Genomic DNA, 24,047 nt, shown 5'->3' with positions numbered 1-24,047 from the left:
TTCCTCGAAATACAACTTTCCCCTGATCATGTTGCATTCTACTTATCAGGCGATTATCTTTACAAACGTTTGAATAACCCCGATATAAGAAAGTGTTGAATTATGCCCTCTGCATGAAATTTACTTTCCTGCTTGGTATGGTTGGTTTGCTGGTGGCTGGCAGGAATCATTGTTTTGCCCAATGCCGGGAAACGATCAGCCCATCGAATCACAAGAAAGTACATTATCACACGATCCAGCTTGCCGACAAGAAGGAATACCTGACGCTCACACGCACGGGAGAAGAACGTATTCTCAGCTACCATAATGAAAAAATCGGGCTGGTCTACTATACCCAGATGTTTATCGAAATCAGGTTTTGGGCGCCTCCGGGGCATTTTTCGCTCTATGCAGCTGCCAACGACCGCAGCAATTGGCACCCGATTTTCGTCCTCGCCTCGCCTATTACTCCCAAAGAACTCGAAAGGATGAAAAGCGCCACGAAGATTGAGATACTGCTTCCCGAAGACAAGAAGGTATTCAATCTCGACGCCCCAAAAAATGCATTGCTGAACAAGGCGATCGCCTGCATGTATTAATGCCTCCCCCTATACGTAGAACAGCTCCTTGTTCAGCAAAGAAACAATGTAGTCGAAATCTGCTGGATTCGAGGCGAAATCCATGTTATTGACGTCTATTTCAAGGATCTTGCCGTCTTCATAGTTGTGCACAAAATCGTCGTAATAGTGATTGAGGTTTTTGAGGTAATCAACCGAAATGTCCGACTCAAACTCGCGGCCACGCTTTTTAATCTGCGACACGAGCTTGGGAATGTCCGCTTTGAGGTAAATCATTAAATCGGGCTGGGATACGGTGCGAATAATGGATTCGAAAAGCAGCAGGTAGGTCTGGTAATCGCGTTCTACGAGCACACCCGACTCATATAGGTTGCGGGCAAAAATGTAGGCGTCTTCAAAAATAGTCCGGTCCTGAACGATCGTCGAATAAGTCGTTTCGCGGATTTTTTGAACCTGTGCGAAACGGTTGTTCAGAAAATAGATTTGCAGGTTGAACGCCCAGCGTTCCATATCCTGATAAAAATCAGCCAGATACGGATTCCCTTCCACCGCCTCGAACATCACTTCCCATTTGAAATAATCGCCCAGCATTTGGGTCAAAGTGGTTTTACCTGCGCCGATATTACCAATAATAGCGATGTGCATAAGGAGATAGGATAAGTTGAGTGAATGAACGAGTGCGTACAAAAATATGTATTTCAACGGATAAGCGCTCAGCTACAAAACTGATTTTCGGCATTTTCTTAAAACTTGCATTATTCGTATATTTGCGGCTGATTTAGAGAAAAGAGCTGCTATCCGGCAGCCGGCGCTGCGGCAGCCCGGCGCTCCGGAGCGGAATCTCAGGTCTTTCTCTTTTGGAATACTTAATCGACAATCGATGAAACCTTACAAGGTTATCCTATATTATTATTATACGACGATCGCGGACCCGGACGCCTACCGCGACGAGCATCACCTGTTTTGTGTAGAAAACAACCTGCTGGGCCGCATTATCGTGGCGCCGGAAGGTCTGAACGGCACTGTTTCGGGCACGCCCGAGCAATGCGAGGCATATATGAACTACGTACGTTCGGATGCACGATTCGCGGGCGTTCAGTTTAAAGTAGAGGAGTCGGACCACATTGCTTTTCAAAAACTGCATGTGCGTGTGAAGGAGGAGATCGTGAACTCCGACCTCCCCGTCAACCCGCTCGTTCGCACGGGCAAGCACCTCGAACCTGCCGATTTCAAGAAGCTGCTGAACGACCCGGATGTGGTGCTCGTGGATATGCGCTCGGATTACGAACACGAAGTGGGCAAGTTTAAGGGTGCTATCACCTTCGATATGCATAACCTGCGCGAGCTGCCAGACCACGTGCATGAGATCGCCCATTTGAAAGACAAAAAGGTAGTAACCTATTGCACGGGAGGTATCAAATGCGAGAAGGCCAGTGCTTACCTGCTCGACCAGGGCTTTACGGATGTTTACCAGCTACACGGCGGCATTATACGCTACGGCCTTGAGGAAGGCGGCGAGAACTTCGATGGCAAATGCTACGTGTTCGACAACCGCATTACCGTAGACGTGAACAGCGTAAACCCGACGGTGATCTCCAAATGCCACATTTGCGAGGAGCCCTGCGACCGCATGGTGAATTGCGCCAATGCCGAATGTAACAACCATCTGCCCATTTGCGAAAAATGTGGCTGGGAAATGGAGGGCACATGCTCAGCGGAATGCAAATCGCACCCCGGCAAACGCACCTACGACGGAACAGGTTACTACGTGGTCAACAGCAACAACTACAATCCGTTACAAGGCCTGAAAAGCCAGCAGAAGAATATCAAAAAAATGAAACTCGCGTTGAAAACTGAATCGGCATAGCCGGTTCAGTTCAATGCTTTTTCGAGGATATAATCGTTCATCCAGTAGGGCCCGATGGGAATATCCTGCTCGTCCACGACGCGGAAACCCATTTTTTCGTAGAATGCCCGAGCCTTATTGTAGCGGTTGACATTCAGCGACAGCACCGTTCCTCCCACCGACTTCACGTAATTTTCTGTTTCGTGCAAAAGGTATTTACCAGCGCCGGTCCCCTGTGTGGCGGGAAGCACATATATTTTATGTAATTTGAACTTCCCGGGCTGCTCTTCCGACACCGACGAAAAGCCGACCGAGGTTTGGTCACTCAGCAGGATCATGAACTGCTGGCCCGATTGCATCTGTTGCGTGAGGGATTCCGGAGAATATATTTTTTCGAACATAAAATCGATCTGCTCCTTGCTAAGGATGTCACGGTAAGTCGGTTCCCATGTTTCTTCCTGGATTTCGATGATGGTCGGAATGTCCCTGACCGAGGCTTGTAGTGTTGCGAATGAAGGCATATTGCTTAAATTTGACAGCTTGAAGAGCGCAATTAAATATTTATTCACTAAAAAACCATGTTACTGAGCCGGCAGACGAGATCGCAAGAAGCAGCTAAGCACCCGATCAGTAGAAATATATGAAACCCCTCATTTTAGTTACTAATGATGACGGAATAACGTCAAAAGGAATCCGAACACTGGTTGAAATTATGCAGACGCTGGGCGAAGTGATCGTGGTCGCTCCCAATAGCCCGCAATCCGGAATGGGCCATGCCATTACCATCGGTGAACCGCTCAGGCTATATTCCACCCATATTTTTGATGATATAACGGAATACGAATGCTCGGGAACGCCGGCCGACTGTGTGAAGCTGGCGAAAAACTACGTGTTGCGCGACCGCAAGCCCGACCTCGTGGTGAGCGGGATCAACCACGGTAGCAACAGTTCGATCAGCGTGCTATATTCCGGCACGATGTCGGCAGCGATCGAAGCGGCCATCGAAGGCATTCCGGCCATCGGTTTTTCGCTTTGTGATTTCAGGGAGGATGCGGATTTCAGTCACGCAGTGCCCTTCATCAAGTCTATTACCGAGGAAGCTTTAAAAAATGGTATTCCAAACGGGATTGCTTTGAATGTGAACATTCCGGCAAAAACTGATCTGGCATTGAAGGGCGTCAAAGTTTGCCGCCAGGCGCATGCCAAATGGCAGGAGAAATTCGACTACCGCGTCGACCCGAACGGTCGCGGCTACCTTTGGATGGCCGGAGAGTTTGTCAATTTCGATACAGAAAAAGAAGATACCGATGTCTGGGCACTGGATAACAACTATATTTCAGTGGTGCCATGTCAATATGATCTGACAGAGTATGAAGCGTTGAAAAAGCTATCGACCTGGGATTTGTAATTTAACCAACAGCTATGGCATTAGTAGGCAGTTTATTAAAGAAAGGCATCCATTTCAGCAACATCGTTGCCAACCGCCGCAAGGCAAGTTTACATCAGCAGCAAAAGAAAACCCTGGCCAAATTGCTGGCCAAGGCCAGATATACCGAGTTCGGCGAGAAATACAACTTCGACGAGCTGCTTTCTTCTATTCTTTTCGGTGAAAAAGGCGCATTTTACGAGCTTTATAAGCGTACCGTGCCAGTTTACGACTATAACAAGATATTCAACGAGTGGTGGCACAAATCGCTCGAAGGCGAAAATGACGTGTGCTGGCCGGGAACGGTGAAATACTATGCATTAAGTTCGGGAACCTCGGAGGCTGCTTCCAAGCAGATCCCGGTTACCAAAGCAATGACAAAAGCCATTCAGAAGACCAGTATCCGTCAGATTCTGTCATTAGGCCATTACAAAGATCTTCCGCCGGATCTGTACGAAAAGGGTTTCCTGATGCTTAGCGGAAGCACAAATTTGAATCCGCACGATACCGGCAGTCTGGCAGGTGATTTAAGTGGTATTCAGATCCAGCAAATCCCGCGCTGGTTCCGCCCCTATTACAAGCCCGGCCAGAAAATCGCCGCGCAGCGCGACTGGGGTTTGAAACTGGAAGAAATCACCCGCGTCGCGAGCGAATGGGACATTGGGTTCGTGGTAGGTGTACCCGCGTGGATCCAGTTGCTTTTCGAGAAGATCATCGCGCATTACAATGTGAAGAACATCCATGAAATATGGCCCAACTTGCAGGTTTTTGCACATGGGGGCGTTTCTTTCGAACCCTACCGCAAAGGTTTCGAGAAGCTTTTGGGTAAACCGATGACCTACATCAATACCTACCTGGCTTCCGAAGGCTTTATCGCCTACCAGTCGCGGCCGGGTGCGGCAGGAATGGAGTTGGTGTGCGACAACGGCATATTCTTCGAATTCATCCCTTTCACCCCTAAAAACTTCGATTCAGACGGTGTAATGCTCGATGACCCGGAGACGCTGATGATCGATCAGGTGGAAGAAGGGAAAGAATATGCATTGCTGCTCTCGACCTGCTCCGGTGCCTGGCGCTACCTGATCGGCGATACGCTGAAATTCGTGGACAAATCGCGCGGAGAGATAGTGATCACCGGCCGAACGAAGCATTATCTCAGCCTTTGCGGCGAGCACCTTTCGGTCGATAATATGAATAAGGCGATTGACCTGGTTTCCGATGAAATGGGGTTGACGGTGAAGGAATTCACGGTCTGCGGCATTGAGCACGGCACTTTATTTGCACACCATTGGTATGTAGGTGTGGAAGAGTCCGATGTGGACGCTGAAATTCTAAAACAAAAAATCGATGCGAAGCTTTCGGAACTGAACGACGATTACGCAGTAGAGCGCCGTCACGCATTGAAAGAAATATTCGTGACCGTGCTGCCCAATCAGGCATTCTACCACTGGATGGAATCCAAAGGCAAGCTCGGCGGACAAAACAAATTTCCCCGCGTTTTCAAGAAAGACCTGATCGGTGAGTGGCAAAACTTCCTGAAAGCCGAAGGTTATATTAAAGAATAGCCGCTACTTCAAAAAATTGGTATAAGCAATCTGACAGGCGATGAGAATGAAAACCACGCCTGTCACTTTGTTAAATATAGTGACCACTTTGGGCGTAAAAACCCTTTTCAGCCTGTGCGCGAAGACTGCGATAGCGCTCTCAACCAAAAATACGGCAATTACACTCGCCGTAAAAAACAGCAGTACCTGGTTCAGGTCATAATGCAGGTTCGTGCGGATGTACGAGGCGATAGTTACCCAGCTGATAAAATTCACCGGATTCAGGCCATTCAACAGGAAGCCGGTTGTAAAATAATATAGAAAATTCCCAAAACGCGTCTGCGGTTCTGCTATCTGAGGCTGTCCTTTGATGATATTGCTCAAACCTAATGCAGTCAGAAAGACAACCCCGGCGCCGGCCATCCATTGCTGAAAATTGGGGATATCGGGCAGCAAAGCCGTGCCGAAAATGGCGAAGAAAACGAAGATAATATCGCACACAAATACGCCCAGTGCGATCTTGACACCAGTCCGGTAACCGTTATCGACGCTGTTTTGTACTAATGAAAAGAAAACGGTGCCAAAAGTAAGACACAATGCGACGCCCGTCAGCGTCCCGTAAAGTAGCGCTTGCAGCATATCAGATACCTTTCAGTCTGGCAGTCATCAATATGGCCGCTACCGAAAGTGAATCGGTAATTTCGGATCGCATGACCATTTCTACTGCATCTTTTAAAGGCAGCTTCCATACCTGTAAATCCTCCGTATCTTCGGGCTCGGCCTGGTCTTGTGTGAGTTCTTCGGCAATGAACAGGAACCCTTCTTCGTTAGTTGCCGAGTTGGATGTATGAATGCGGGAGAGTCTGGTCCATTTGTTAGCCAAAAGACCGGTTTCTTCTTTCAGTTCACGCTTAGCAGCGTCGAGCGGGTCGGCGTTAAGCGCGCCGCCGCCTTCGGGGATTTCCCAGGAATACTCATCGATCGCGTAACGGTATTGGCCAACGAGGTAAATATTGTTGTCGCTATCCACCGGGATCACCCCTATCGCCTGATTTTTAAACTTAACCACACCGTAAATGCCTTTATTGCCGGAGGGGTTAATCACGTCACGGTGACTGAGTTCCAGCCAGGCATTCTCATACACGGTTTCAGACGATAGTGTTTTCCAGTTATTTTCAGTGGATATAACCCGCATTTTCTTAGTATTTTTGGCTCCTCATTGACAAATCTCAAATGCAAATAAACCAAAATAAGCTTAAACAACGTCTCATCATGCTGTCTTTTGTAGCCAGCATCCTGTTGACAGGATTGAAGTTTTTTGCATTCTACCTCACCTCTTCGAACGCCATTCTGAGTGACGCGCTCGAATCGATTATCAACGTAATCGCCAGTGGTTTTGCGTTCTACAGCATCTATCTTTCGTCCCAACCCAAAGACCGGAACCACCCTTACGGCCACGGCAAAGTCGAATTTTTCTCGGCGGGCTTCGAGGGCGCGTTGATCATCATCGCTTCGATATTTATTGTCGTGGAGGCTGTGAAAAGGCTTATGGATCCCTCGCCGATCGAGAACCTGGCGCAAGGTTCGGTCTTTATCATTTTCACGATCTTTGTCAACACCGCCATCGGCTATAAACTGCTGACGGAAGGCCGCCGGGCGAATTCGCTCGCTTTGGTCGCGGATGGAAAACACTTAATGTCCGATAGCATCAGTAGTGTGGTGCTTATTTTAAGTGTCGGGTTAATCATGCTAACCGGCTACGTCTGGATCGACAGCGTTGCTTCCCTCCTTTTTGGCATTTTCTTGGCTTATAGCGGGTCTCAGCTGGTCGGCAGATCGGTCGCCGGGCTCATGGATGCTAGCGACGAACTGCTGCTGGACAAAGTGATCCATGTTTTAAATGAAAACAAAAAGGACGAATGGATCGACGTCCATAACCTCCGCGCCCAGCAATACGGTTCCGATTTGCATATCGACTGCCATTTGACACTACCCTATTACTGGGAATTACAAAAGGTACACGAGACAATCCACGACTTCGAGAATATTCTGAAAGGCTCGCAGCCGGGAGAAACTGAAATTTTCGTGCACGCCGATCCGTGCATATACCAATGTTGCTACTTTTGCAGGATCGACAATTGTCCCGTCCGCCAACACGAATTCGTGCAGGACATCGAATGGGACGCAGCCAAGCTCACCAAAAACGAGAAGCTGTACCGCGAAGCCAGAATCAATATTCAGGAATAATAATTAATCTAAATTCTAACCAATCATGGACTTTTCTCGTCGCGATTTCCTTAAAAAGGCCGGAGCCACTGCGCTTGCTGCCACCGCATTCACTGATCTGTTCGCCGACCCGGCTGCAAAAAAACTCTGGTTTGACATTTCACTGGCCGAATGGTCGCTGCACAAGGCTCTTTTCGCGAAAAAACTCACCAACCTGGATTTCCCTGAGCTGGCTAAAAAAGAGTTTGGTATCTCTATCGTAGAATACGTAAACCAGTTCTTCAAAGACAAAGCAGAAGACAAAACCTACCTCGCCGAGCTTCTGAAAAGAGCGAAAGACAACGGCGTGACCAACAACCTGATCATGATCGACGGCGAAGGCGGGCTGGGCGAGCTAGACGCGGCGGTACGTAACAAAGCGGTTGAAAACCACTACAAATGGGTAGAAGCTGCCAAATACCTGGGTTGCAAAACCATCCGCGTGAATGCATTCGGTAAAGGTTCCGACGAAGAAATCGCAAAAGCAGCGGTGGAAGGCTTGGGTAAACTGGGCGAATTTGCTTCCAAAACCGGCATTAATGTAATCGTCGAAAACCACGGTGGTTCTTCTTCAAACGGCAAATGGTTGTCGGGCGTGATGAAGCAAGTGAACATGAAAAATGTAGGTACGCTGCCGGATTTCGGTAATTTCTGTATCAAACGTTCGGCCGATGGCTGCGCGGAGTCCTACGACCGCTACCTGGGAACACAGGAACTGATGCCTTTTGCAAAAGGTGTGAGCGCGAAAACTTACGATTTCGATGAAAAAGGCAACTGTATCGAAACTGATTACACTAAAATCCTCAAAGTGGTGAAGGATAGCGGCTTCAAAGGCATCGCAGGTATCGAATATGAAGGAAGCAAGCTTTCGGAATATGACGGTATCAAGGCGACAAAGGCCTTGTTGGAGCGTGTTGGACCGACCGTATAACCGCATCCGGAGCAACAAGTGACAACTTGACCAAAATGACAACACCTGACAAGCTATTTGTCAGGTGTTGTCATTTATAGTCAGATATTGCTTTGGGGATTACATTCCGAGGTAGCTCAAAAATTCTTTCTTGGTCATCTCCTCCTCGAACTTACCGCCATAATAAGCGGTAACGGTCGAGCTACCGGAATCGCGTATCCCTCGTGACTGTACGCACATGTGTTGCGCGTCGATTACCACGGCAACATCCTCGGTTTGCAACGCCTGCTTCAATTCATTGGCGATTTGAACGGTCAGCCTTTCCTGCACCTGCGGGCGTTTAGCATAATATTCGACGATGCGGTTCAGTTTCGACAAGCCGATCACCTTCCCGCTCGAAATATACGCAACGTGCGCTTTGCCGTAAATCGGAACAAAGTGGTGTTCGCAGTTCGAAAACACGGTAATGTCCTTCTCAACCAGCATTTGGTTGTATTTATACTTATTATCAAAGAGCGCGATGGCCGGTTTGTTCTTGGGATCCAAACCGCTGAAAACTTCTTTAATATACATTTTCGCAACCCGCTTTGGCGTGCCTTTAAGGCTGTCGTCGGTCATATCCAGACCCATGATCTCCATAATGTGGCGAAAATGCTTCTCTATAAGCTCCATTTTAAGCTCGTCCTCCATCGCGAACGCGTCCTTACGAAGGGGAGTCTCTATTCCTGAAAACAAATGATCGTCACCAACCTCCTCGATGTCCAAAGCTTCACTGGACTGGATACTCGACAAAATTCCGTTCTGTTTCATACAATCTGATTTTCAGGTCAAGACCTGCTTCTATTTGGGGTCTTATAATTGAATAAATAACGATCGCGATATTTTCCGCGGTCGGATTAAGGGTTTTGAATTCATCAACGTCGAGATTCAGGTTCCGGTGGTCAAACCGGTCGATAACGGATTCCTTCAATATGGCGCTCAACACTTTCATGTCCATCACATAGCCTGTTTCGGGGTCAACCGGACCCGTTACCTGCACGATCAGTTCATAGTTGTGTCCGTGAAAGTTGGGATTGTTGCACTTTCCGAAAACCTCCCCGTTCTTTTTCTCCGACCATTCCGGATTATGAAGACGATGGGCTGCATTGAAATGCTCCTTGCGGAACACCGCCACCTTTTGCACCATATTTTAAACCACTTAAAATTTTAGTTTGCCTTAAATGTCGTAACAAAGTTTGTGTCCAACACATTTAAGGGTCCGAGCATGCTGTGAGTCGCTCTCAGGAGTCTCTTGCTTTGGGTAAACGCTGTAAGCTAGCAAATTGTTCACTGCGTTCCTATTTCGTGTTATCGCAAAGCGTCCGCAATGTCAATTTTTAATTAATAAAAAAATTTAAAAATCTGGGTTTTGCGTGTAAATTGCAGCCCCGGACCGGATAAGACCAAATAATCTTCTACTATCCGTGCCGCAAACTTTCAAGAGATTTTGATATGGATAGACGTGATTTTCTGCAAAAAACAGCATTGGCGGCACCCATCACGGGGATCATCCCATCGCTTAACTTAAAAAAAGCAAAACCAGCAGGAAATGTACGCTTGGGATTTATCGGGGTCGGGCTGAGAGGCCGCAACCATGTGGAGCAGGCACTTTTCCGCCCGGATGTCGAGATCAATGCAATTTGCGATATCGACCCCGACGCCGTCAACATCACGCTTGACAAGATCAAAAAAGCGGGGCGCAAAGCACCAGCCGTGTATTCCAAAGGCGAGGAAGATTTTCTGAACCTCGTCAAACGCGACGATCTGGACGGTGTACTCATTGCTACACCCTGGCAATGGCATGTGCCGATGGCGCTGTCGGCGATGAATGCAGGGAAATATACGGCGGTGGAAGTTTCGGCTACCGTTACGTTGCAGGAATCCTGGGACCTGGTCAATACTTTCGAGAAGACCGGCTCGCATTGCATGATCCTCGAAAATGTGTGCTACCGCCGCGATGTGATGGCCATTCTCAAAATGATCCGGGCAGGCATGTTTGGCGAAATGACTTACGCGCATTGCGGATACCAGCACGATTTACGGGCCATTAAGTTCAACACCGGCAAAAGCAATGAAGGCCACGGCGTCGAATTCGGTACGAAAGGCTTCTCCGAGGCAAAATGGCGCACCCAGCATTCCGTCGACCGTAACGGGGACCTCTACCCTACCCACGGGCTCGGACCAGTGGCGCATTGGCTAGATATCAACCGGGGCAACTGTTTTACGCATCTAACATCCACCAGCACCAAATCCAGAGGTTTACATAAATATATAGTAGACCACGGCGGCAAGGACCATCCTAATGCCAAAGTGAATTTTAAACTGGGCGACATCGTGACAACCGTCATTCAATGCTATAATGGCGAAAACATCGTGCTCGTCCACGATACCAACTCACCGCGTCCCTACTCGCTCGCATTCCGTGCACAGGGGACTGAGGGGATCTGGATGAACGACGGCCACACGATTTACCTCGAAGGCGTATCTCCCAAAGAGCACATCGGCGAACCCGACAAGCCTTACCTCGACAAGAACGATCACCCACTTTGGACAAAATATGCCAAAGAAGCCGAGAATGCAGGTCACGGGGGTATCGATTACTTTGTGTTAAGAGGCTTTGTAGAGGCTATCAAGCGCAAAACAGCCCCACCGATCGACGTTTACGACGCAGCGGTTTGGAGCGCGATCAGTCCCTTGTCCGAGCTTTCCATCGCCCGTGGAAGCTCGCCCGTTGAGATCCCGGACTTTACGCGGGGAAAATGGCGAACAAACAAGCCAATATTTGGCCTGAATGATGAATATTGAGTATTATAACAAATCCAAATTTTTACCCATACCGAATAACCTGAACAACTTATCCAAATACGACTTAAATGAGCAAAAAGAACAGTTACCTGGGTCCCCTCTTCATTATCGGCATTCTATTCTTTGTGATGGGTTTCGTCACATGGGTTAACGGAACTCTGATCACCTTCTTCAAGAAAGCATTCTCACTCGACAACACCAGTTCCTACCTGGTAACGTTCGCGTTTTTTATTTCCTACACAGTCATGGCAATCCCGTGTTCGATGGTTTTGAAAAAAACCGGTTTTAAAAACGGTATGTCGCTGGCGCTTGGGGTTATGGCAGTAGGTACGCTGATTTTCATTCCGGCTGCGGAAATGGCCTCGTATCCGCTGTTTCTGGTCGGCTTGTTCACGATCGGGATCGGCCTTACCGTGTTGCAAACCGCTTCCAATCCATATGCGACGATACTAGGGCCGCGCGAAAGTGCTGCACAGCGTATCAGTATTATGGGTATCGCCAACAAATCGGCCGGTATTTTCAGCCAGATCATCTTCGGTAAACTCCTTCTCGCAGGCGCGTCCACGGGAGATCCAAAGTCGGAGCTCGACAAAGTGGCAATGCCTTACCTGGTGCTGACAGCCGTATTGGTGATTCTGGCACTGGTGATCAGAATGTCGAAAGGACTGGTAGAAGTGAGCGAAGAAGAAGATGATGCGCCCGTAGTGGGCCAGCCGGTAGCGGCACAGAAAACAAGTGTATTGCAGTTCCCTAACCTCGTGTTGGGTGTGTTAGCATTGTTTTGCTACGTAGGTGCCGAGGTAATCGCCGGCGACACGATCATCAGCTATGGGGTTTCACTCGGTTTTCCTGAGGAAGAGGCCCGTTTGTTCGGAACCTATACATTATATGGTATGATGACCGGCTATTTGCTTGGTATTGTACTGATCCCCAAATATGTATCGCAGCAGGCCTATTTAAAATTCTCGGCTATTCTGGGACTGATTGTAACTGTGATAGCCATCAACTCTACCGGTTTCACCTCTGTGATCTGCATTGCAATACTCGGCTTTGCCAATGCGGTGATCTGGCCCGCATTGTGGCCATTGGCTTTGAGCGGCTTGGGCAAATTCACAAAGATCGCTTCTGCATTGCTTGTAATGGGTATTTCCGGCGGTGCGGTATTACCTTTGGTCTACGGAAGCATCGCCGACTCGATCGGCAGTACGCAGAAAGCTTACTGGATTTTGGTTCCACTTTACATTTACATGCTGTATTTCGGCTTTGCAGGCCACAAAAAGAAAAGCTGGTAGTTCAATGAGGATTTCAACTCCCGGCCGTATTTGCTTTTTCGGGGAACACCAGGATTACCTGGGGCTCCCCGTGATCGCAGCGGCCATATCGCGAAGGATTAGCGTTGATGGCGACCGTCGCGATGATCATAAAATAGTATTGCATTTGCCCGATCTGGGCACGACAGAAACGTTTTCCCTCGACACAACCTTCCCTTACGTCAAGCCGCGGGATTATTTCCGCAGCACGGTTAATGTTGTCAAAAGAAAAGGGCTGACATTCTCGAAAGGTTTCGAAGCGACCATCCACGGTAATATCCCTATCAATTCGGGAACGTCCAGCTCTTCTGCGCTGATCGTTTCCTGGGCAAAATTCCTGGACCAGCTAAGCGACAATCCCCTCAATTTCTCCAAAAAGGAATTGGGAGAAATCGCCAATGCCGCCGAGGTGCTGGAATTCGGCGAGCCCGGGGGGATGATGGACAATTATTCCACTGCCATTGGCAACGTCATTTACCTGGAGTCGACGCCCGTAATAAAGGTAGAAGCATTGACGCCCAAATTGGGGACATTCGTCCTGGGCGATTCGCTGGAACCGAAGGACACCCTAGGCATTATAGCCCGCTGTCGATACGGAATGGAGGATGTGATCAAAATCGTCACTGATTACGATCCCTCGTTTTCTATTTTCACGACAGCGATCGACCAGTTGGCAGATTACAAGTCATTGCTATCTACTGACCAGCTAGGCCTGCTTAAAGCGAACATTGAAGATCGAGATATTCTCGTCGAAGGGAAAGCCCTGCTGATCGACAGCGCCGAAGACCACGCGACCCAGAATTTCGACAAGCAATTCGGAGGCTTGCTCTACAAGCATTACCAAAACCTCCGCGACCACAAACGGACCTCCACGCCGAAAATCGAACGTATGATGAACGCGGCACTCGGTGCCGGCGCATTGGGCGGCAAGATCAACGGCTCCGGCGGAGGCGGCTGCATGTTCGCATATGCCCCCACGCACGCAGAGGAAGTGGCCGAAGCCATCGAACGCGAAGGTGGCAAGAGTTATATCATTACAGTCGACGAAGGCACCCGGATCGAAGGATAATCTTCCATCCGGGGCGCTTTGTCGCCTCACTTCTCGATCAGCACTCGCTTTGTTTGGATTGTTCCGTCTTCGAAAGTTGCTTTTAAAAAGTAAGCTCCCTTCAATCCTGCTTTCAACTTGACCGTCGTTTGGTTCCCTTCGCCGTCTGGCAAATAGTCCTGCAAAACCTGTTGCCGGTCATCCAGCAGACTTAACTTGATCATTTTATTAACCCGATTATCGAGATTAACCGCTCGAATATCCTCCTGTGAATCAGACAGTATCGAGATAACACCTTCGTCCTGAACTGGATTTGGATAAGCCTGCATTTTTGCACCGCTTGGTTTGAAGAATGTAAACGAATGCCGCGGCGCTCCACAGAATGCGATCGAAACACCGCCATTATTCGAAGGGCCATTAAATGTAAAATTCACAGTACCTGAATTCTGATTATTGATGATGGTGCTACCGGCAGTTGAACTGAATATCGGGCCTGTATCAGGGTCGAGGCCCCAGAATATTTGCATATTGTGCGCTCCCCACGTCGTGTTTTGGAAGCTTCCGGAGATAAGCTTGCCGTCGAGGTAGACACTTGTTAGCGGCGGCGCGTAGTTGCATGTCCAGTAAGTGGATGGCGTGCCATATCCTGGTGGTACATCGGTTGAATTGTGCTTGACCAATGGGCCGGGACCAAATTTCGAAATAAACTTCCCGGGGTCATAGGTAGTTACGGCCGAGTGATCCCCCGAATAGCGAACCCTCATTTTTCCCTGCGATCCGCTGTAATTTCCCTGCACATAGCTTGGATTTGCGCCTGCGACATAGGGAGTAACGCCGCCGTAGGTCGGTTGATCTATACAAATCTGATTGCCTCCGGTTGAAACATGCCACGCATATCCATGGCAGTTATACTGCCTCGAGTAGTTCGCCAGAATAACACAACTTGGGCCGTAAAGTCCGTTCTGAATGGCATTTTGATCGGCTTGTAGTTGAGCGTTTGTGTATTTCCCTGCATTTGGATACACGAAAAGAGCCGATGAAGGTACCGCCACTCCGTTTGGCGTATTTACCTGTGCGTTAGATATCTGCATGCACGTGAGCACCATTAGTGCTACGATATTGATCCTATCCATGTTGTCAGTAGTTACCGGTTAATAAAACCGCCATCAAATCGCCATTGTCATAAAAGTCATTATAGTGAATCTGCAAATCTCCCAGATTCTGACCCGTGCAGTTAAATATATGACTTTGGGGACCGGATAAGGAGGAATTTTCGAACGCCAGATAGTAATCTGATTTATAGCTGTATACCGCGACGCGCAAAGAGCCCATTTTGGGTTGCTGAAACCAGGCCAGCTCGTCTTTTATCCAAGGAACAGTTTCCAGCGCCTCTTTGGTAAAGCAAGCCTCGGTGGCCTCGTATTCCCTTACCTCAGTTTGAGTGCAGGACTCCCCGATTAGCATCAATGCAATAATAGTCAATGGCAAAAATCTGATTACAAAGGCATTTTGCTGCCTGCCGGAAGATGTAAATATTTTCATGACATTTTAGTTTTAGTTAAATTCAATTGTTTTTTACGTACTCATCAAACTTGTTCAATAACAATGCGAGCGGTTCGGCAGGCCTTAGGATCAATCGGTTTTGAAATGGTCTAATCGTATCTGGCTCAAACTCGTCTTCCAAGATTTCGATGCCCATTGAATGCATTACTTTATCAAAAATGTAAGCACTCGTCCCGTCCGAAATGCCTCCGAACACATCCCGGTACCGCTGCTTTACAAGCAACTGCAAATGCAACCGTTTCAAAAAATCGACTTTTTCCAGAGAAGACATTTGATTCAAGAGTCTTTCATCGCTCATGATCAACTCCACCCCTATCCATTTGAGAGAGTACGCGCCCATTTCCGCGCTGTCCGGCATTGTTTCGACTTTACTGAAATCCTCGCTGAAATAGACGTCGCATAATGCTTTCATCGCCTCAGGCCGCTTTTGAAACTCCAAAAAACCATTGAAACCTTCCAACGCGAACGCTAGCCCTTCAAGCGGACTGTCATGCGCTACATAACTCCGAAAAAACGGATGCTCCATCGTGATCAACAGCAACTCCTCGGTACTCAATGTGCTCAAATCGATACCCGTGATCTGACAGGCATTCTGCCTTTCCGCAACGGACGTAAGCGCATTCCAGCATGGAGTTCCGGGCTTGCACGGGTAGTTCCAGCGCGGTAATGCTTGCCCGGATGCGCCCAGTGACAGCAGTGTGATAACTAAACATAGACTTGCTTTCTTCATATAGCTCCGATTTACATGGTGAATAATGCATGCATATGCCACGACCATTCAGCGGCCCTTTTCGGAACATTGAGTAAGTGATTTTTCCTATGTGCTATCGGAGTGGCGGAAACAAATATTTAACTTTTCAAATACAAAACATAACCATTCATATTTGATATGAGTGTCCGGCTGGAATTAATATACGACCGGTCGCCGCGTAGGAAATCTACGATACGATAAGCATTGGTTACAAACCAGCAGGCGGCAATGGAAAAATGCACCATTGGGATTCCAATTGTGTTTTAGTTTTAAGACCTTTGTCGATATTACCATTCCATGACCGTGATCACACCTTCTGAACAAAAGACCAATATTTACTGCCCGTCGCTGACCGCCTATGAACGGCGCCGGACGATCTCCATCCATATCGGCGATATACCAATGGGCTCCGATTACCCCATCCGCGTGCAGTCGATGACGACCGTCGATACCATGGACACACAGGGCTCGATCGACGAGGTGATCCGGATGGTAGAGTCGGGTTGCGAGTATGTGCGCATCACTGCACCGAGCGTGAAGGAGGCGCAGAATCTTGAAAATATCCGCAATGGATTGCACAAGCTGGGCATTCAGGTGCCGCTGATTGCCGATATCCATTTTACGCCCAACGCAGCCGAACTAGCCGCACGGATCGTCGAAAAGGTGCGGATCAACCCCGGTAACTATGCCGACCGCAAGCGTTTTGAAGTGATCGATTATACCGACGCTTCCTATGCCGCCGAGCTGGAAAGGATCAGGGAGAAGTTTATTCCTCTGGTGAGAATTTGTAAGGAATATGGCACGGCAATGCGCATTGGCACCAACCACGGCTCGCTTTCGGACCGGATTCTGAGCCGCTATGGTGACACCCCGCTGGGAATGGTGGAATCGGCGCTGGAATTTTTGCGGATTTGTGAGGAGTTCAATTACTATAACATCGCATTGTCGATGAAGTCGAGCAATACGCAGGTGATGGTGGAAGCTTATCGCTTGCTGGTGCAACGGCTGGATGAGGAAGGTTTGAAGCCTTATCCGCTGCATTTGGGGGTTACCGAGGCAGGTGAGGCAGAGGATGGCCGCATTAAATCGGCGGTTGGCATCGGTACTTTGCTGGAAGACGGCCTGGGCGATACGGTGCGGGTGTCATTGACCGAGGCACCGGAAAAAGAGGCGCCTGTGGCTCGTGCGTTGATCGAGCGGTACACGTCGCGCGCTACGCATGCGCCGATCGAGCCGATTGACCATTGCCCGATCAATCCATTCCAATATACCCGTCGCGATACGCAGGAAGTTTACAATATCGGCCATTTGAATGTGCCGCGCGTTATTGCCGACTATTCGAATATCGATGTTCAGCAGCTCGACAATCTAAAAAGTATCGGGCACTTCTTTCTGCCGGTTCCCGACAAATGGGCCATGAACGACCAGGGTGCCGATTTTATCTACACAGGGCAAAAACCGGTGCCTTTCATGCTGCCAAACGGCCTGCGCGAGATATTGGACTATCCCCAATGGCTGGTACATCCTGAAAAAGGCAACAAATTCCCGCTATTCGAAATCTCAGAATGGAATGCCGCAGCGGAAACTTCTTCCGGCCTGAATTTTATCAAAGGGGATATCCACACGTTCGACGAGGCATTTCTGAATGCTATTTCAGATAAAAAGAACGTTGTGCTCCTGCTACATACGCATAATGCGCACGCGATGCCGGAAATGCGGCGGTTCTTTTACAAACTGAAAGAGCTGCACATCAAAGTCCCGGTGATCATAAACGGGAGGTATCAAACTAATCTTGGCGATAAACTGACCTTATACTCCGCCACAGACATTGGCGGCTTGCTAGTGGACGGTTTCGGCGACGGAACGTTGCTTTCGCCTGAATTCGCGGAAGGTACTACGCACGCAGACAAGTTGAAAGCTGCCGCTTCCTATAATAGTATTGCATTCGGCATTTTGCAGGCGGCGCGCACTCGGATGTCGAAAACGGAATACATCTCCTGCCCTTCCTGCGGCCGCACCTTATTCGATTTGCAGGAAACAACGGCGATGATCCGCAAACATACGGAGCATTTGAAAGGTGTGAAAATCGGTATTATGGGCTGTATTGTGAACGGCCCGGGAGAAATGGCCGACGCGGACTACGGCTACGTGGGAATGGGCAAGGACAAAATTGCGCTGTACCGGGGCCAGGAAGTGATCAAACGGTCGGTACATTCATCCAAAGCGGTGGAGGAGCTGATCGAGCTGATCCGGGAAGATGGCCGGTGGATAGAGCCGGAGGAACGTGAAATTTTGGTTTAAACAAATACAATGAAAAAGTATTTTCAACTGGGCGAAGTGTTTTCTTACTTCATCCGCGTTTTCAAAAAGCGCGACCCGAATAACCCCGATTCGTTCAACTTGCGCATGATGCACGGGATCAATCGTATCTCGATCGTCATGTTTTTGATTTGTGTGATTATCATGATCGTCAGAGCCTTAACACGATGAACCTTGAATCGCTGCGGGATTACTGCCTGAAATTGCCCGGCGTAACGGAAGAATTACCATTTGGCCCCGATACGCTGGTATTTAAAGTGGTGGGAAAGGTATTCCTGCTTACGCCGCTGGATTCGCCGCAGCATCAGTTCAATGCGAAATGCGACCCGGAAAAAGCGGAAGAATTAAGAGAAAAATACCCCGACGTGAAGCCGGGGTACCATATGAGTAAAAAGCATTGGAATACGGTGCTTGTGACCGGCAGCATTCCGAGCGAAGCGCTTTTTGGCTGGGTGAAAGACTCCTACGACCTGGTTGTGGCCGGTTTACCGAAAAAATCGCAACTGGAATTAAAAGATATTGTGTAATGTCAGTCTGAGCGTATGGGGCCGTCCCATGCGCTCAGACTGATATCCGATTATTTCGCCGCTTTCATTTCTTCATCCAGTCGCTTGCTCAACGTGTCGCAAACGCCTTCGATCAGATCGGCCATTCCCCGGTCGTTTGTGGCAGTCAGCAGGGTGTCCGCGATACCGCTCATGAGTTCGATATAGAAGCGTTTCATTTCGAAAACCTCCATATCCTTGGTCCAGAGATCGATTTTCAGCGTTCCGCGGTGGTAATGGTCCCATACGCCGATCGCGATCGCGCGGGTGTCGTTGATACCTTCATTCGGGTTATCGGTCGCGTCCCAAAAGATCTTCTCCGGTATATTTTTTTCGTCTAGTTCAACGGTGAAATGTATTTCTGACTTTTTCATAAGAGGTGTTAATTTTTACAAAAGTAAGCATTTGAACCCAAACGGGCAGTCCAAATCAGGGAAGCCCAACTTACTTCCCCGACTGACTGAACACTTTTTTCAGTAAATCGGTCACCCGCGCACCCGGATTCTCACGGATTTTCTTTTCCTCCTGCGCGATCAACACGTACAGGCCGTCGATCGTCTTTTGCGTCGCGTACGCCTTCAAATCGGGGTTCACCTTTTTAACCAGGGGAATCTGATTATAAGTTTTGACAATGTCCGCATAATACTGCGTCGCTTTGTTGAGTTTCAAGGTACTGTCAACTACCGGAAAGAATGTCTTGAAAAGCTCATCGTTAGTACTTTTCTTCAAATATTGCGTTGCCGCGTCGTCAGAGCCTTTCAGAATGCCTAATGCGTCGGGGACGTTCATGGATTTAACCGCCTTAAAAAAAATCGGCTTGGATTTTTTGGCAGCGTCCTCTGCGGCGCGGTTGAGCGACAATGTAAATTTATCAACCTGTTCCCCAAGTCCCATTTTGCGCAGCGTTTCGGCCACTTTTTGCGCTTCGGGCGGTACAGCGATCTTAATCAGCTCATTTTTGAAGAAACCATCCAACTTCGAAGCGGAGTCCGAACCGATACTGACACCCACGTTCAACGCCTCTTTCAAGCCCTGAACGATCTCATTCTCACTGAGTCCGCCACTTTTCCCACCTCCCTTGCCGAGCAACTTCCCGAGATTGAACTGTGCTTGCGAAGTGTGTCCTAAAATGAGCCAAAACAGCGTTAATGAAAGGATTTTGTATTTCATTATAATAGAGTTTGTTAATATTTCACTACGGTTCAAACGTACTCAATAACGATTAATTTTACTTATTTTTGGGAAAATAACGGTCCCATTTAACCTGTTGAAAACCTATGATTTCCTCCGCCAGGGCTGAAATAATCACGATCGGTGACGAGATTCTTTTTGGTCAAATCGTCGACACGAATACGCAATGGATTGGCACCCAACTGACTGACATCGGTATCCGTCCGGCAAGGAAAACTTCTGTTGGCGACAACAAGCAGGACATCCTGGATGCATTTACGCAAGCCAGCCAGCGTGTGAATGTGGTGATCGTAACCGGCGGCCTCGGGCCCACGCGGGACGATATTACGAAGCACACGTTCTGCGAATATTTCGGTACCGAGCTGGAAATCAACCAGGACGCCCTGACGCTCATTACCGAATTTTTCGCCAAACGGGGCCGCGCCATGACCGAGCTGAACATTCAACAGGCAGCGCTTCCCAAAAACTGTACCTACATTCCGAACCTCTGGGGAACAGCGCCAGGCATGTGGTTCGAAAAGGACGGGGTCATTTATGTGTCGCTCCCCGGCGTTCCTTATGAAATGAAGAGTTTGATGGAATTCGAAATCCTGCCACGGCTCAAAGCCCGATTTTCTACCCACATCATTCAGCATAAATCGATTCGTACGATCGGCATTGGAGAATCTTTTCTTGCCGAAAAAATCTCCGCCTGGGAGGACGCATTGCCCGAGCACATTAAACTGGCTTACCTGCCGCATTTCGGGCAGGTAAGGCTGAGGCTTACCGGTACCGGCACGGATCAGGATGTTCTGGAAAAAGAATTGGCCCAGCAGGTTTCATTGGTTATGCCGTTGATCGAAGAACACGTATTCGGTTACGATTCAGACGAGCTCGAAACCGTGATCGGCAACCTTCTGATAAATAGCAATGCGACAGTAGGCACCGCTGAAAGTTGCACCGGAGGCTATGTTGCCAACCAAATCACGAGTATTCCCGGCTCATCGCGGTATTACGAAGGCTCGGTGGTGAGTTATAGTAATGATGTTAAAATGAATGTGCTGGGTGTATCGCGCGAAACGCTTGAAGCCTACGGTGCGGTGAGCGAACAAACGGCGCGCGAAATGGCCGAGGGCGCACGCCGATTGCTGAACACCACATTTGCCATCTCAACTACCGGTATCGCAGGGCCCGACGGTGGCACAGCAGAAAAGCCGGTGGGCACCGTGTGGATCGCCTGCGCGACGCCCGAGGAGACCTTTACCCAATTACTGACATTAAGGAACAACAGAAAAATCAATATAGAATTAACCTGCTCTTACGCACTCAATCTGTTGAGAAAAACCATTTTAAAAACTTCTCTCGCAGTAAAGGGGTAAACGAAGATCAGCATCAAAGAGGTAACGAAAGCATGTTTTCATTACCTTCGAAAAAACACCCAGTATGAAAATAGTTGAAATGGTAATGCCTCCGATGGGGGAAAGCATCATGGAATGCACCGTGCTTCACCTGCTTGCAGAAGAGGGGGCGAAAGTGCGGATCGATGACTCCATCCTGGAAGTGGCTACCGATAAAGTAGATACCGAAGTCCCCTGCCCTTACGAGGGAACACTTACCAAATGGCTCGTCAAGATCGACGATGTGGTTCCGATCGGCAGTGCTGTCGCGCAGATAGAAGTTGACGATGATGTGGTTGCACAGGATGCCGGCTCGCCGCTTTTAACAGCTGTGGAGGAAGAAGCAGACGTAGCTGAAACGGTAGCGGTACTTGAAAAAGACTTTCAAACGGCTGTCAGCAGAACACCGGAGCCGGTTTATGAATATGCTCCAACAGATACCGCGGCCAACTCCTTCTATTCACCGCTTGTGCTTAGCATTGCGCGCAACGAACAAATCCCGGTGGATGAACTGAAAGTGATCAAAGGAACGGGGCTCGAAAACAGGGTTACCAAAGACGATATTCTCTCCTATGTGGAGCACCGGCGCAAAAAGGCACCGGTTATAGCTGCGCCAGCCACTTCGCTGAATGGCAGCAACGAGATCATCGAAATGGACCGCATGCGGAAGATGATCTCCCAGCGGATGGTGGAATCGAAAAGGATTTCAGCGCACGTTACCTCGTTCATCGAAACGGATATGACGCCGGTTGTCAGCTGGCGGGAGCACGTCAAGGCAGATTACCGTAAGAAAACGGGCGACAGCATCACATTTACCCCTATTCTCATTGAAGCGGTCGTAAAAGCCATCAAGGATTATCCGCTGATCAACATTTCGGTGGAGGGCGACAAAATCATTAAAAAGAAAGACATTAACATAGGAATGGCCGTGGCATTACCGGACGGGAACCTGATCGTACCGGTCATTCACAATGCCGACCGTTATGACCTGCCAGGCCTCGCCCGCAAAGTCAACGACCTCGCGAAACGAGCACGGGAGAATAGGTTAAAAGCTGACGACCTAGCAGGCGGTACCTATACAGTTTCAAACATCGGGGCATTTGCAAACCTGATGGGAACGCCGATCATCGTTCAGCCGCAAGTGGCGATCATGGCGTTCGGAGCGATCAAAAAGAAACCAGCGGTGATCGAAACACCGCAGGGCGATTTGCTCGGTATCCGCAGCATGATGTTCGTTTCACATTCGTACGACCACCGCGTGGTGGACGGCTCGCTGGGCGGCTTGTTCCTGAAACGCGTGAACGATTATCTCGAAAACTTCGATATTAGCCGAACCATAATCTGATGCTGAGATTGACCCTGGACATGGACGATGTGCTGGCGAATACCCACGAAAAGCTCGTCGACATCGTCCTCGCAGACTTTTCGACCGTGTTGAACCGGGAGGATTTCCAGACAAAGGGATTAAGGGAACTGCTGCACCCGAAACAGCTATCGAAGCTGCACAAGATCATGGATACGCCCGGCTTTTTTGCGGATATCCCGGTAAAAGAAGGCGCAATTGAAACCGTGCACAAGCTTTCCAGATATTACGAACTATTCGTCGCCACAGCCTGCATGGAGTTCCCCAATTCATTTCGCGATAAGTTCGATTGGCTTAAAAAGCATTTTCCATTTATTCCGTGGACGAATGTAGTTTTCTGCGGATATAAAAGTATTATCCAGTCGGACTACCTGATCGACGACCATGTGCGTAACCTGGCGGCATTCAAAGGCAAGGGAATCCTTTTTTCAGCCCCGCATAACCTAAGGGAAACCAATTATAAGCGCGTTTCAAGTTGGAAGGATGTGTCAGAACTATTTTTGCATAGCGTATGAAACTGTTATTGATAGAGGACGAGCCGAAAACATTGCAATCAATTCGGCAGGGGCTGGAAGAGAATGGCTATGATGTCGATATAGCCTATGATGGGCTGATCGGAAAGCAACTGGCACGCAGCAATGTTTACCAGCTAATTATCAGTGACATTATCATTCCCGGCATTAATGGGATCGAGCTATGCAGGGAAATACGCAGCTGGGGCGATGAGACCCCTATCCTCATGCTGACAGCCCTTGGCACTACCGACGATAAAGTAACGGGCCTTGATGCCGGCGCGGACGATTACCTGGTCAAGCCATTCGAATTTAAAGAGCTGCTTGCGCGTGTACGTGCGCTTACGAAGCGTGGATCGACCATTTCGCATACGGCACAAGTTTTAAAATTTGCGGATCTTGAAGTATCGTTGGACGCCAAAACCGTTTATCGTTCGGGTAATAAGATTAATCTGACGGCTCGGGAATTTAACCTGCTCGTATACCTGATCCGCAATCAGGGAAGAGTTATTTCAAAGGTCGAGATTGCGGAACAGGTCTGGGACATCGGTTTCGACACAGGTACCAATGTCATTGAAGTATATGTAAATTACCTTCGCAAAAAGATCGATAAAGATTACCCGGTAAAACTGATCCACACCCAGTTCGGCATGGGTTATGTGCTCAAAGTAGAATAA

At 48.7% G+C, this 24,047-nt stretch carries 27 protein-coding genes; 16 read left to right on the top strand and 11 right to left on the bottom strand.

Annotated features, from left to right (window positions below; translation table 11 throughout):
- The first annotated feature begins 113 nt into the window (after window positions 1-113).
- Entirely contained in the window at window positions 114-578 is a 465-nt protein-coding gene (locus IEY24_RS03760) for a hypothetical protein (protein WP_188928791.1), read from the top strand.
- 9 nt (window positions 579-587) lie between these two features.
- On the opposite strand, the gene IEY24_RS03755 is transcribed toward IEY24_RS03760, so the two are convergent.
- Window positions 588-1,202 carry a deoxynucleoside kinase gene (locus IEY24_RS03755; RefSeq protein ID WP_188928789.1) on the bottom strand — a complete coding sequence of 205 codons (615 nt, stop codon included), beginning with the start codon at window positions 1,200-1,202 and terminating at the stop codon, window positions 588-590.
- Between the two features lie 235 nt (window positions 1,203-1,437).
- Between IEY24_RS03755 and trhO the strand changes: the two genes are divergently transcribed.
- Window positions 1,438-2,424, top strand: a complete 987-nt coding sequence (gene trhO, locus IEY24_RS03750; protein ID WP_188928787.1) for an oxygen-dependent tRNA uridine(34) hydroxylase TrhO — start codon at window positions 1,438-1,440, stop codon at window positions 2,422-2,424.
- Window positions 2,425-2,429: 5 nt separating this feature from the next.
- Here trhO and IEY24_RS03745 read toward each other — a convergent pair whose 3' ends face one another.
- Complete coding sequence (locus IEY24_RS03745; RefSeq protein ID WP_188928784.1) at window positions 2,430-2,924, bottom strand: GNAT family N-acetyltransferase; 495 nt, start codon at window positions 2,922-2,924, stop codon at window positions 2,430-2,432.
- A gap of 119 nt (window positions 2,925-3,043) precedes the next feature.
- Between IEY24_RS03745 and surE the strand changes: the two genes are divergently transcribed.
- Window positions 3,044-3,811, top strand: a complete 768-nt coding sequence (gene surE / locus IEY24_RS03740) for a 5'/3'-nucleotidase SurE (protein WP_188928783.1) — start codon at window positions 3,044-3,046, stop codon at window positions 3,809-3,811.
- A gap of 14 nt (window positions 3,812-3,825) precedes the next feature.
- The gene (locus IEY24_RS03735) at window positions 3,826-5,394 is read left to right on the top strand and encodes a GH3 family acyl-acid amido synthetase (protein ID WP_188928780.1); all 1,569 of its coding nucleotides are present in this window, start codon (window positions 3,826-3,828) and stop codon (window positions 5,392-5,394) included.
- 3 nt (window positions 5,395-5,397) lie between these two features.
- On the opposite strand, the gene IEY24_RS03730 is transcribed toward IEY24_RS03735, so the two are convergent.
- Both IEY24_RS03730 and IEY24_RS03725 read right to left on the bottom strand, forming a co-directional pair.
- Window positions 5,398-6,012 carry a LysE family translocator gene (locus IEY24_RS03730; RefSeq protein WP_188928778.1) on the bottom strand — a complete coding sequence of 205 codons (615 nt, stop codon included), beginning with the start codon at window positions 6,010-6,012 and terminating at the stop codon, window positions 5,398-5,400.
- Window position 6,013: 1 nt separating this feature from the next.
- Complete coding sequence (locus IEY24_RS03725; RefSeq protein ID WP_188928776.1) at window positions 6,014-6,568, bottom strand: NUDIX domain-containing protein; 555 nt, start codon at window positions 6,566-6,568, stop codon at window positions 6,014-6,016.
- A 38-nt stretch (window positions 6,569-6,606) separates the two neighbouring features.
- Between IEY24_RS03725 and IEY24_RS03720 the strand changes: the two genes are divergently transcribed.
- Window positions 6,607-7,620, top strand: coding sequence for a cation diffusion facilitator family transporter (locus IEY24_RS03720; protein WP_188928775.1), 1,014 nt, complete (start codon window positions 6,607-6,609; stop codon window positions 7,618-7,620).
- 25 nt (window positions 7,621-7,645) lie between these two features.
- Window positions 7,646-8,569 (top strand): sugar phosphate isomerase/epimerase family protein, encoded by a 924-nt coding sequence (locus IEY24_RS03715; RefSeq protein ID WP_188928773.1) that lies wholly within the window; start codon window positions 7,646-7,648, stop codon window positions 8,567-8,569.
- A gap of 99 nt (window positions 8,570-8,668) precedes the next feature.
- On the opposite strand, the gene folE is transcribed toward IEY24_RS03715, so the two are convergent.
- Window positions 8,669-9,358, bottom strand: a complete 690-nt coding sequence (gene folE / locus IEY24_RS03710; RefSeq protein ID WP_188928771.1) for a GTP cyclohydrolase I FolE — start codon at window positions 9,356-9,358, stop codon at window positions 8,669-8,671.
- Window positions 9,318-9,734, bottom strand: coding sequence for a 6-pyruvoyl trahydropterin synthase family protein (locus IEY24_RS03705; RefSeq protein WP_188928769.1), 417 nt, complete (start codon window positions 9,732-9,734; stop codon window positions 9,318-9,320). Before IEY24_RS03705 ends, folE begins: the two co-directional genes overlap by 41 nt.
- 305 nt (window positions 9,735-10,039) lie before the next feature.
- Between IEY24_RS03705 and IEY24_RS03700 the strand changes: the two genes are divergently transcribed.
- From IEY24_RS03700 to IEY24_RS03690, 3 genes are all read left to right on the top strand, one after another.
- Entirely contained in the window at window positions 10,040-11,392 is a 1,353-nt protein-coding gene (locus tag IEY24_RS03700; protein ID WP_188928766.1) for a Gfo/Idh/MocA family protein, read from the top strand.
- A gap of 68 nt (window positions 11,393-11,460) precedes the next feature.
- Complete coding sequence (locus IEY24_RS03695; protein WP_188928764.1) at window positions 11,461-12,684, top strand: sugar MFS transporter; 1,224 nt, start codon at window positions 11,461-11,463, stop codon at window positions 12,682-12,684.
- Between the two features lie 4 nt (window positions 12,685-12,688).
- A complete protein-coding gene (locus tag IEY24_RS03690) occupies window positions 12,689-13,771 on the top strand; it encodes a GHMP family kinase ATP-binding protein (protein ID WP_188928762.1) in 1,083 nt (360 codons plus the stop codon).
- Window positions 13,772-13,797: 26 nt separating this feature from the next.
- On the opposite strand, the gene IEY24_RS03685 is transcribed toward IEY24_RS03690, so the two are convergent.
- From IEY24_RS03685 to IEY24_RS03675, 3 genes are read right to left on the bottom strand one after another with little or no spacing between them, the layout of a single operon-like run.
- A complete protein-coding gene (locus IEY24_RS03685) occupies window positions 13,798-14,883 on the bottom strand; it encodes a T9SS C-terminal target domain-containing protein (RefSeq protein ID WP_188928760.1) in 1,086 nt (361 codons plus the stop codon).
- A 4-nt stretch (window positions 14,884-14,887) separates the two neighbouring features.
- Entirely contained in the window at window positions 14,888-15,292 is a 405-nt protein-coding gene (locus IEY24_RS03680; protein WP_188928757.1) for a hypothetical protein, read from the bottom strand.
- A 22-nt stretch (window positions 15,293-15,314) separates the two neighbouring features.
- The gene (locus tag IEY24_RS03675; protein WP_188928756.1) at window positions 15,315-16,043 is read right to left on the bottom strand and encodes a hypothetical protein; all 729 of its coding nucleotides are present in this window, start codon (window positions 16,041-16,043) and stop codon (window positions 15,315-15,317) included.
- A gap of 318 nt (window positions 16,044-16,361) precedes the next feature.
- On the opposite strand from IEY24_RS03675, the gene ispG reads away from it, so the two are divergent.
- Genes ispG through IEY24_RS03660 form a run of 3 tightly spaced genes read left to right on the top strand, consistent with a single transcriptional unit; the run spans window position 16,362 to window position 18,910 of the window.
- Window positions 16,362-18,365 (top strand): (E)-4-hydroxy-3-methylbut-2-enyl-diphosphate synthase, encoded by a 2,004-nt coding sequence (gene ispG / locus IEY24_RS03670; RefSeq protein ID WP_188928754.1) that lies wholly within the window; start codon window positions 16,362-16,364, stop codon window positions 18,363-18,365.
- 9 nt (window positions 18,366-18,374) lie between these two features.
- Window positions 18,375-18,554, top strand: coding sequence for a DUF6728 family protein (locus IEY24_RS03665; protein WP_090379576.1), 180 nt, complete (start codon window positions 18,375-18,377; stop codon window positions 18,552-18,554).
- Entirely contained in the window at window positions 18,551-18,910 is a 360-nt protein-coding gene (locus tag IEY24_RS03660; RefSeq protein ID WP_188928752.1) for an MmcQ/YjbR family DNA-binding protein, read from the top strand. The genes IEY24_RS03665 and IEY24_RS03660 overlap by 4 nt, the downstream gene beginning before the upstream one ends.
- A 50-nt stretch (window positions 18,911-18,960) precedes the next feature.
- On the opposite strand, the gene gldC is transcribed toward IEY24_RS03660, so the two are convergent.
- Together gldC and IEY24_RS03650 are read right to left on the bottom strand one after the other, a co-directional pair.
- A complete protein-coding gene (gldC, locus tag IEY24_RS03655) occupies window positions 18,961-19,302 on the bottom strand; it encodes a gliding motility protein GldC (RefSeq protein WP_188928749.1) in 342 nt (113 codons plus the stop codon).
- Between the two features lie 70 nt (window positions 19,303-19,372).
- Window positions 19,373-20,098, bottom strand: a complete 726-nt coding sequence (locus IEY24_RS03650; protein ID WP_188928748.1) for a DUF4197 domain-containing protein — start codon at window positions 20,096-20,098, stop codon at window positions 19,373-19,375.
- A 107-nt stretch (window positions 20,099-20,205) separates the two neighbouring features.
- On the opposite strand from IEY24_RS03650, the gene IEY24_RS03645 reads away from it, so the two are divergent.
- The 4 genes from IEY24_RS03645 to IEY24_RS03630 all read left to right on the top strand — a co-directional run bounded on the left by IEY24_RS03645 (window position 20,206) and on the right by IEY24_RS03630 (window position 24,047).
- The gene (locus tag IEY24_RS03645) at window positions 20,206-21,477 is read left to right on the top strand and encodes a competence/damage-inducible protein A (RefSeq protein ID WP_188928746.1); all 1,272 of its coding nucleotides are present in this window, start codon (window positions 20,206-20,208) and stop codon (window positions 21,475-21,477) included.
- Window positions 21,478-21,541: 64 nt separating this feature from the next.
- A complete protein-coding gene (locus IEY24_RS03640) occupies window positions 21,542-22,840 on the top strand; it encodes a dihydrolipoamide acetyltransferase family protein (protein ID WP_188928744.1) in 1,299 nt (432 codons plus the stop codon).
- On the top strand, window positions 22,840-23,373 hold the full coding sequence (locus tag IEY24_RS03635) for a 5' nucleotidase, NT5C type (RefSeq protein WP_188928742.1): 534 nt from the start codon (window positions 22,840-22,842) through the stop codon (window positions 23,371-23,373). The genes IEY24_RS03640 and IEY24_RS03635 overlap by 1 nt, the downstream gene beginning before the upstream one ends.
- Window positions 23,370-24,047, top strand: coding sequence for a response regulator (locus tag IEY24_RS03630; RefSeq protein ID WP_188928740.1), 678 nt, complete (start codon window positions 23,370-23,372; stop codon window positions 24,045-24,047). The genes IEY24_RS03635 and IEY24_RS03630 overlap by 4 nt, the downstream gene beginning before the upstream one ends.

This window comes from Dyadobacter endophyticus (genome assembly GCF_014641595.1).
Taxonomy (GTDB): domain Bacteria; phylum Bacteroidota; class Bacteroidia; order Cytophagales; family Spirosomataceae; genus Dyadobacter; species Dyadobacter endophyticus.
Note: the sequence above shows the minus strand (reverse complement) of the source record. Positions and strands in the feature narration are given on the sequence as shown.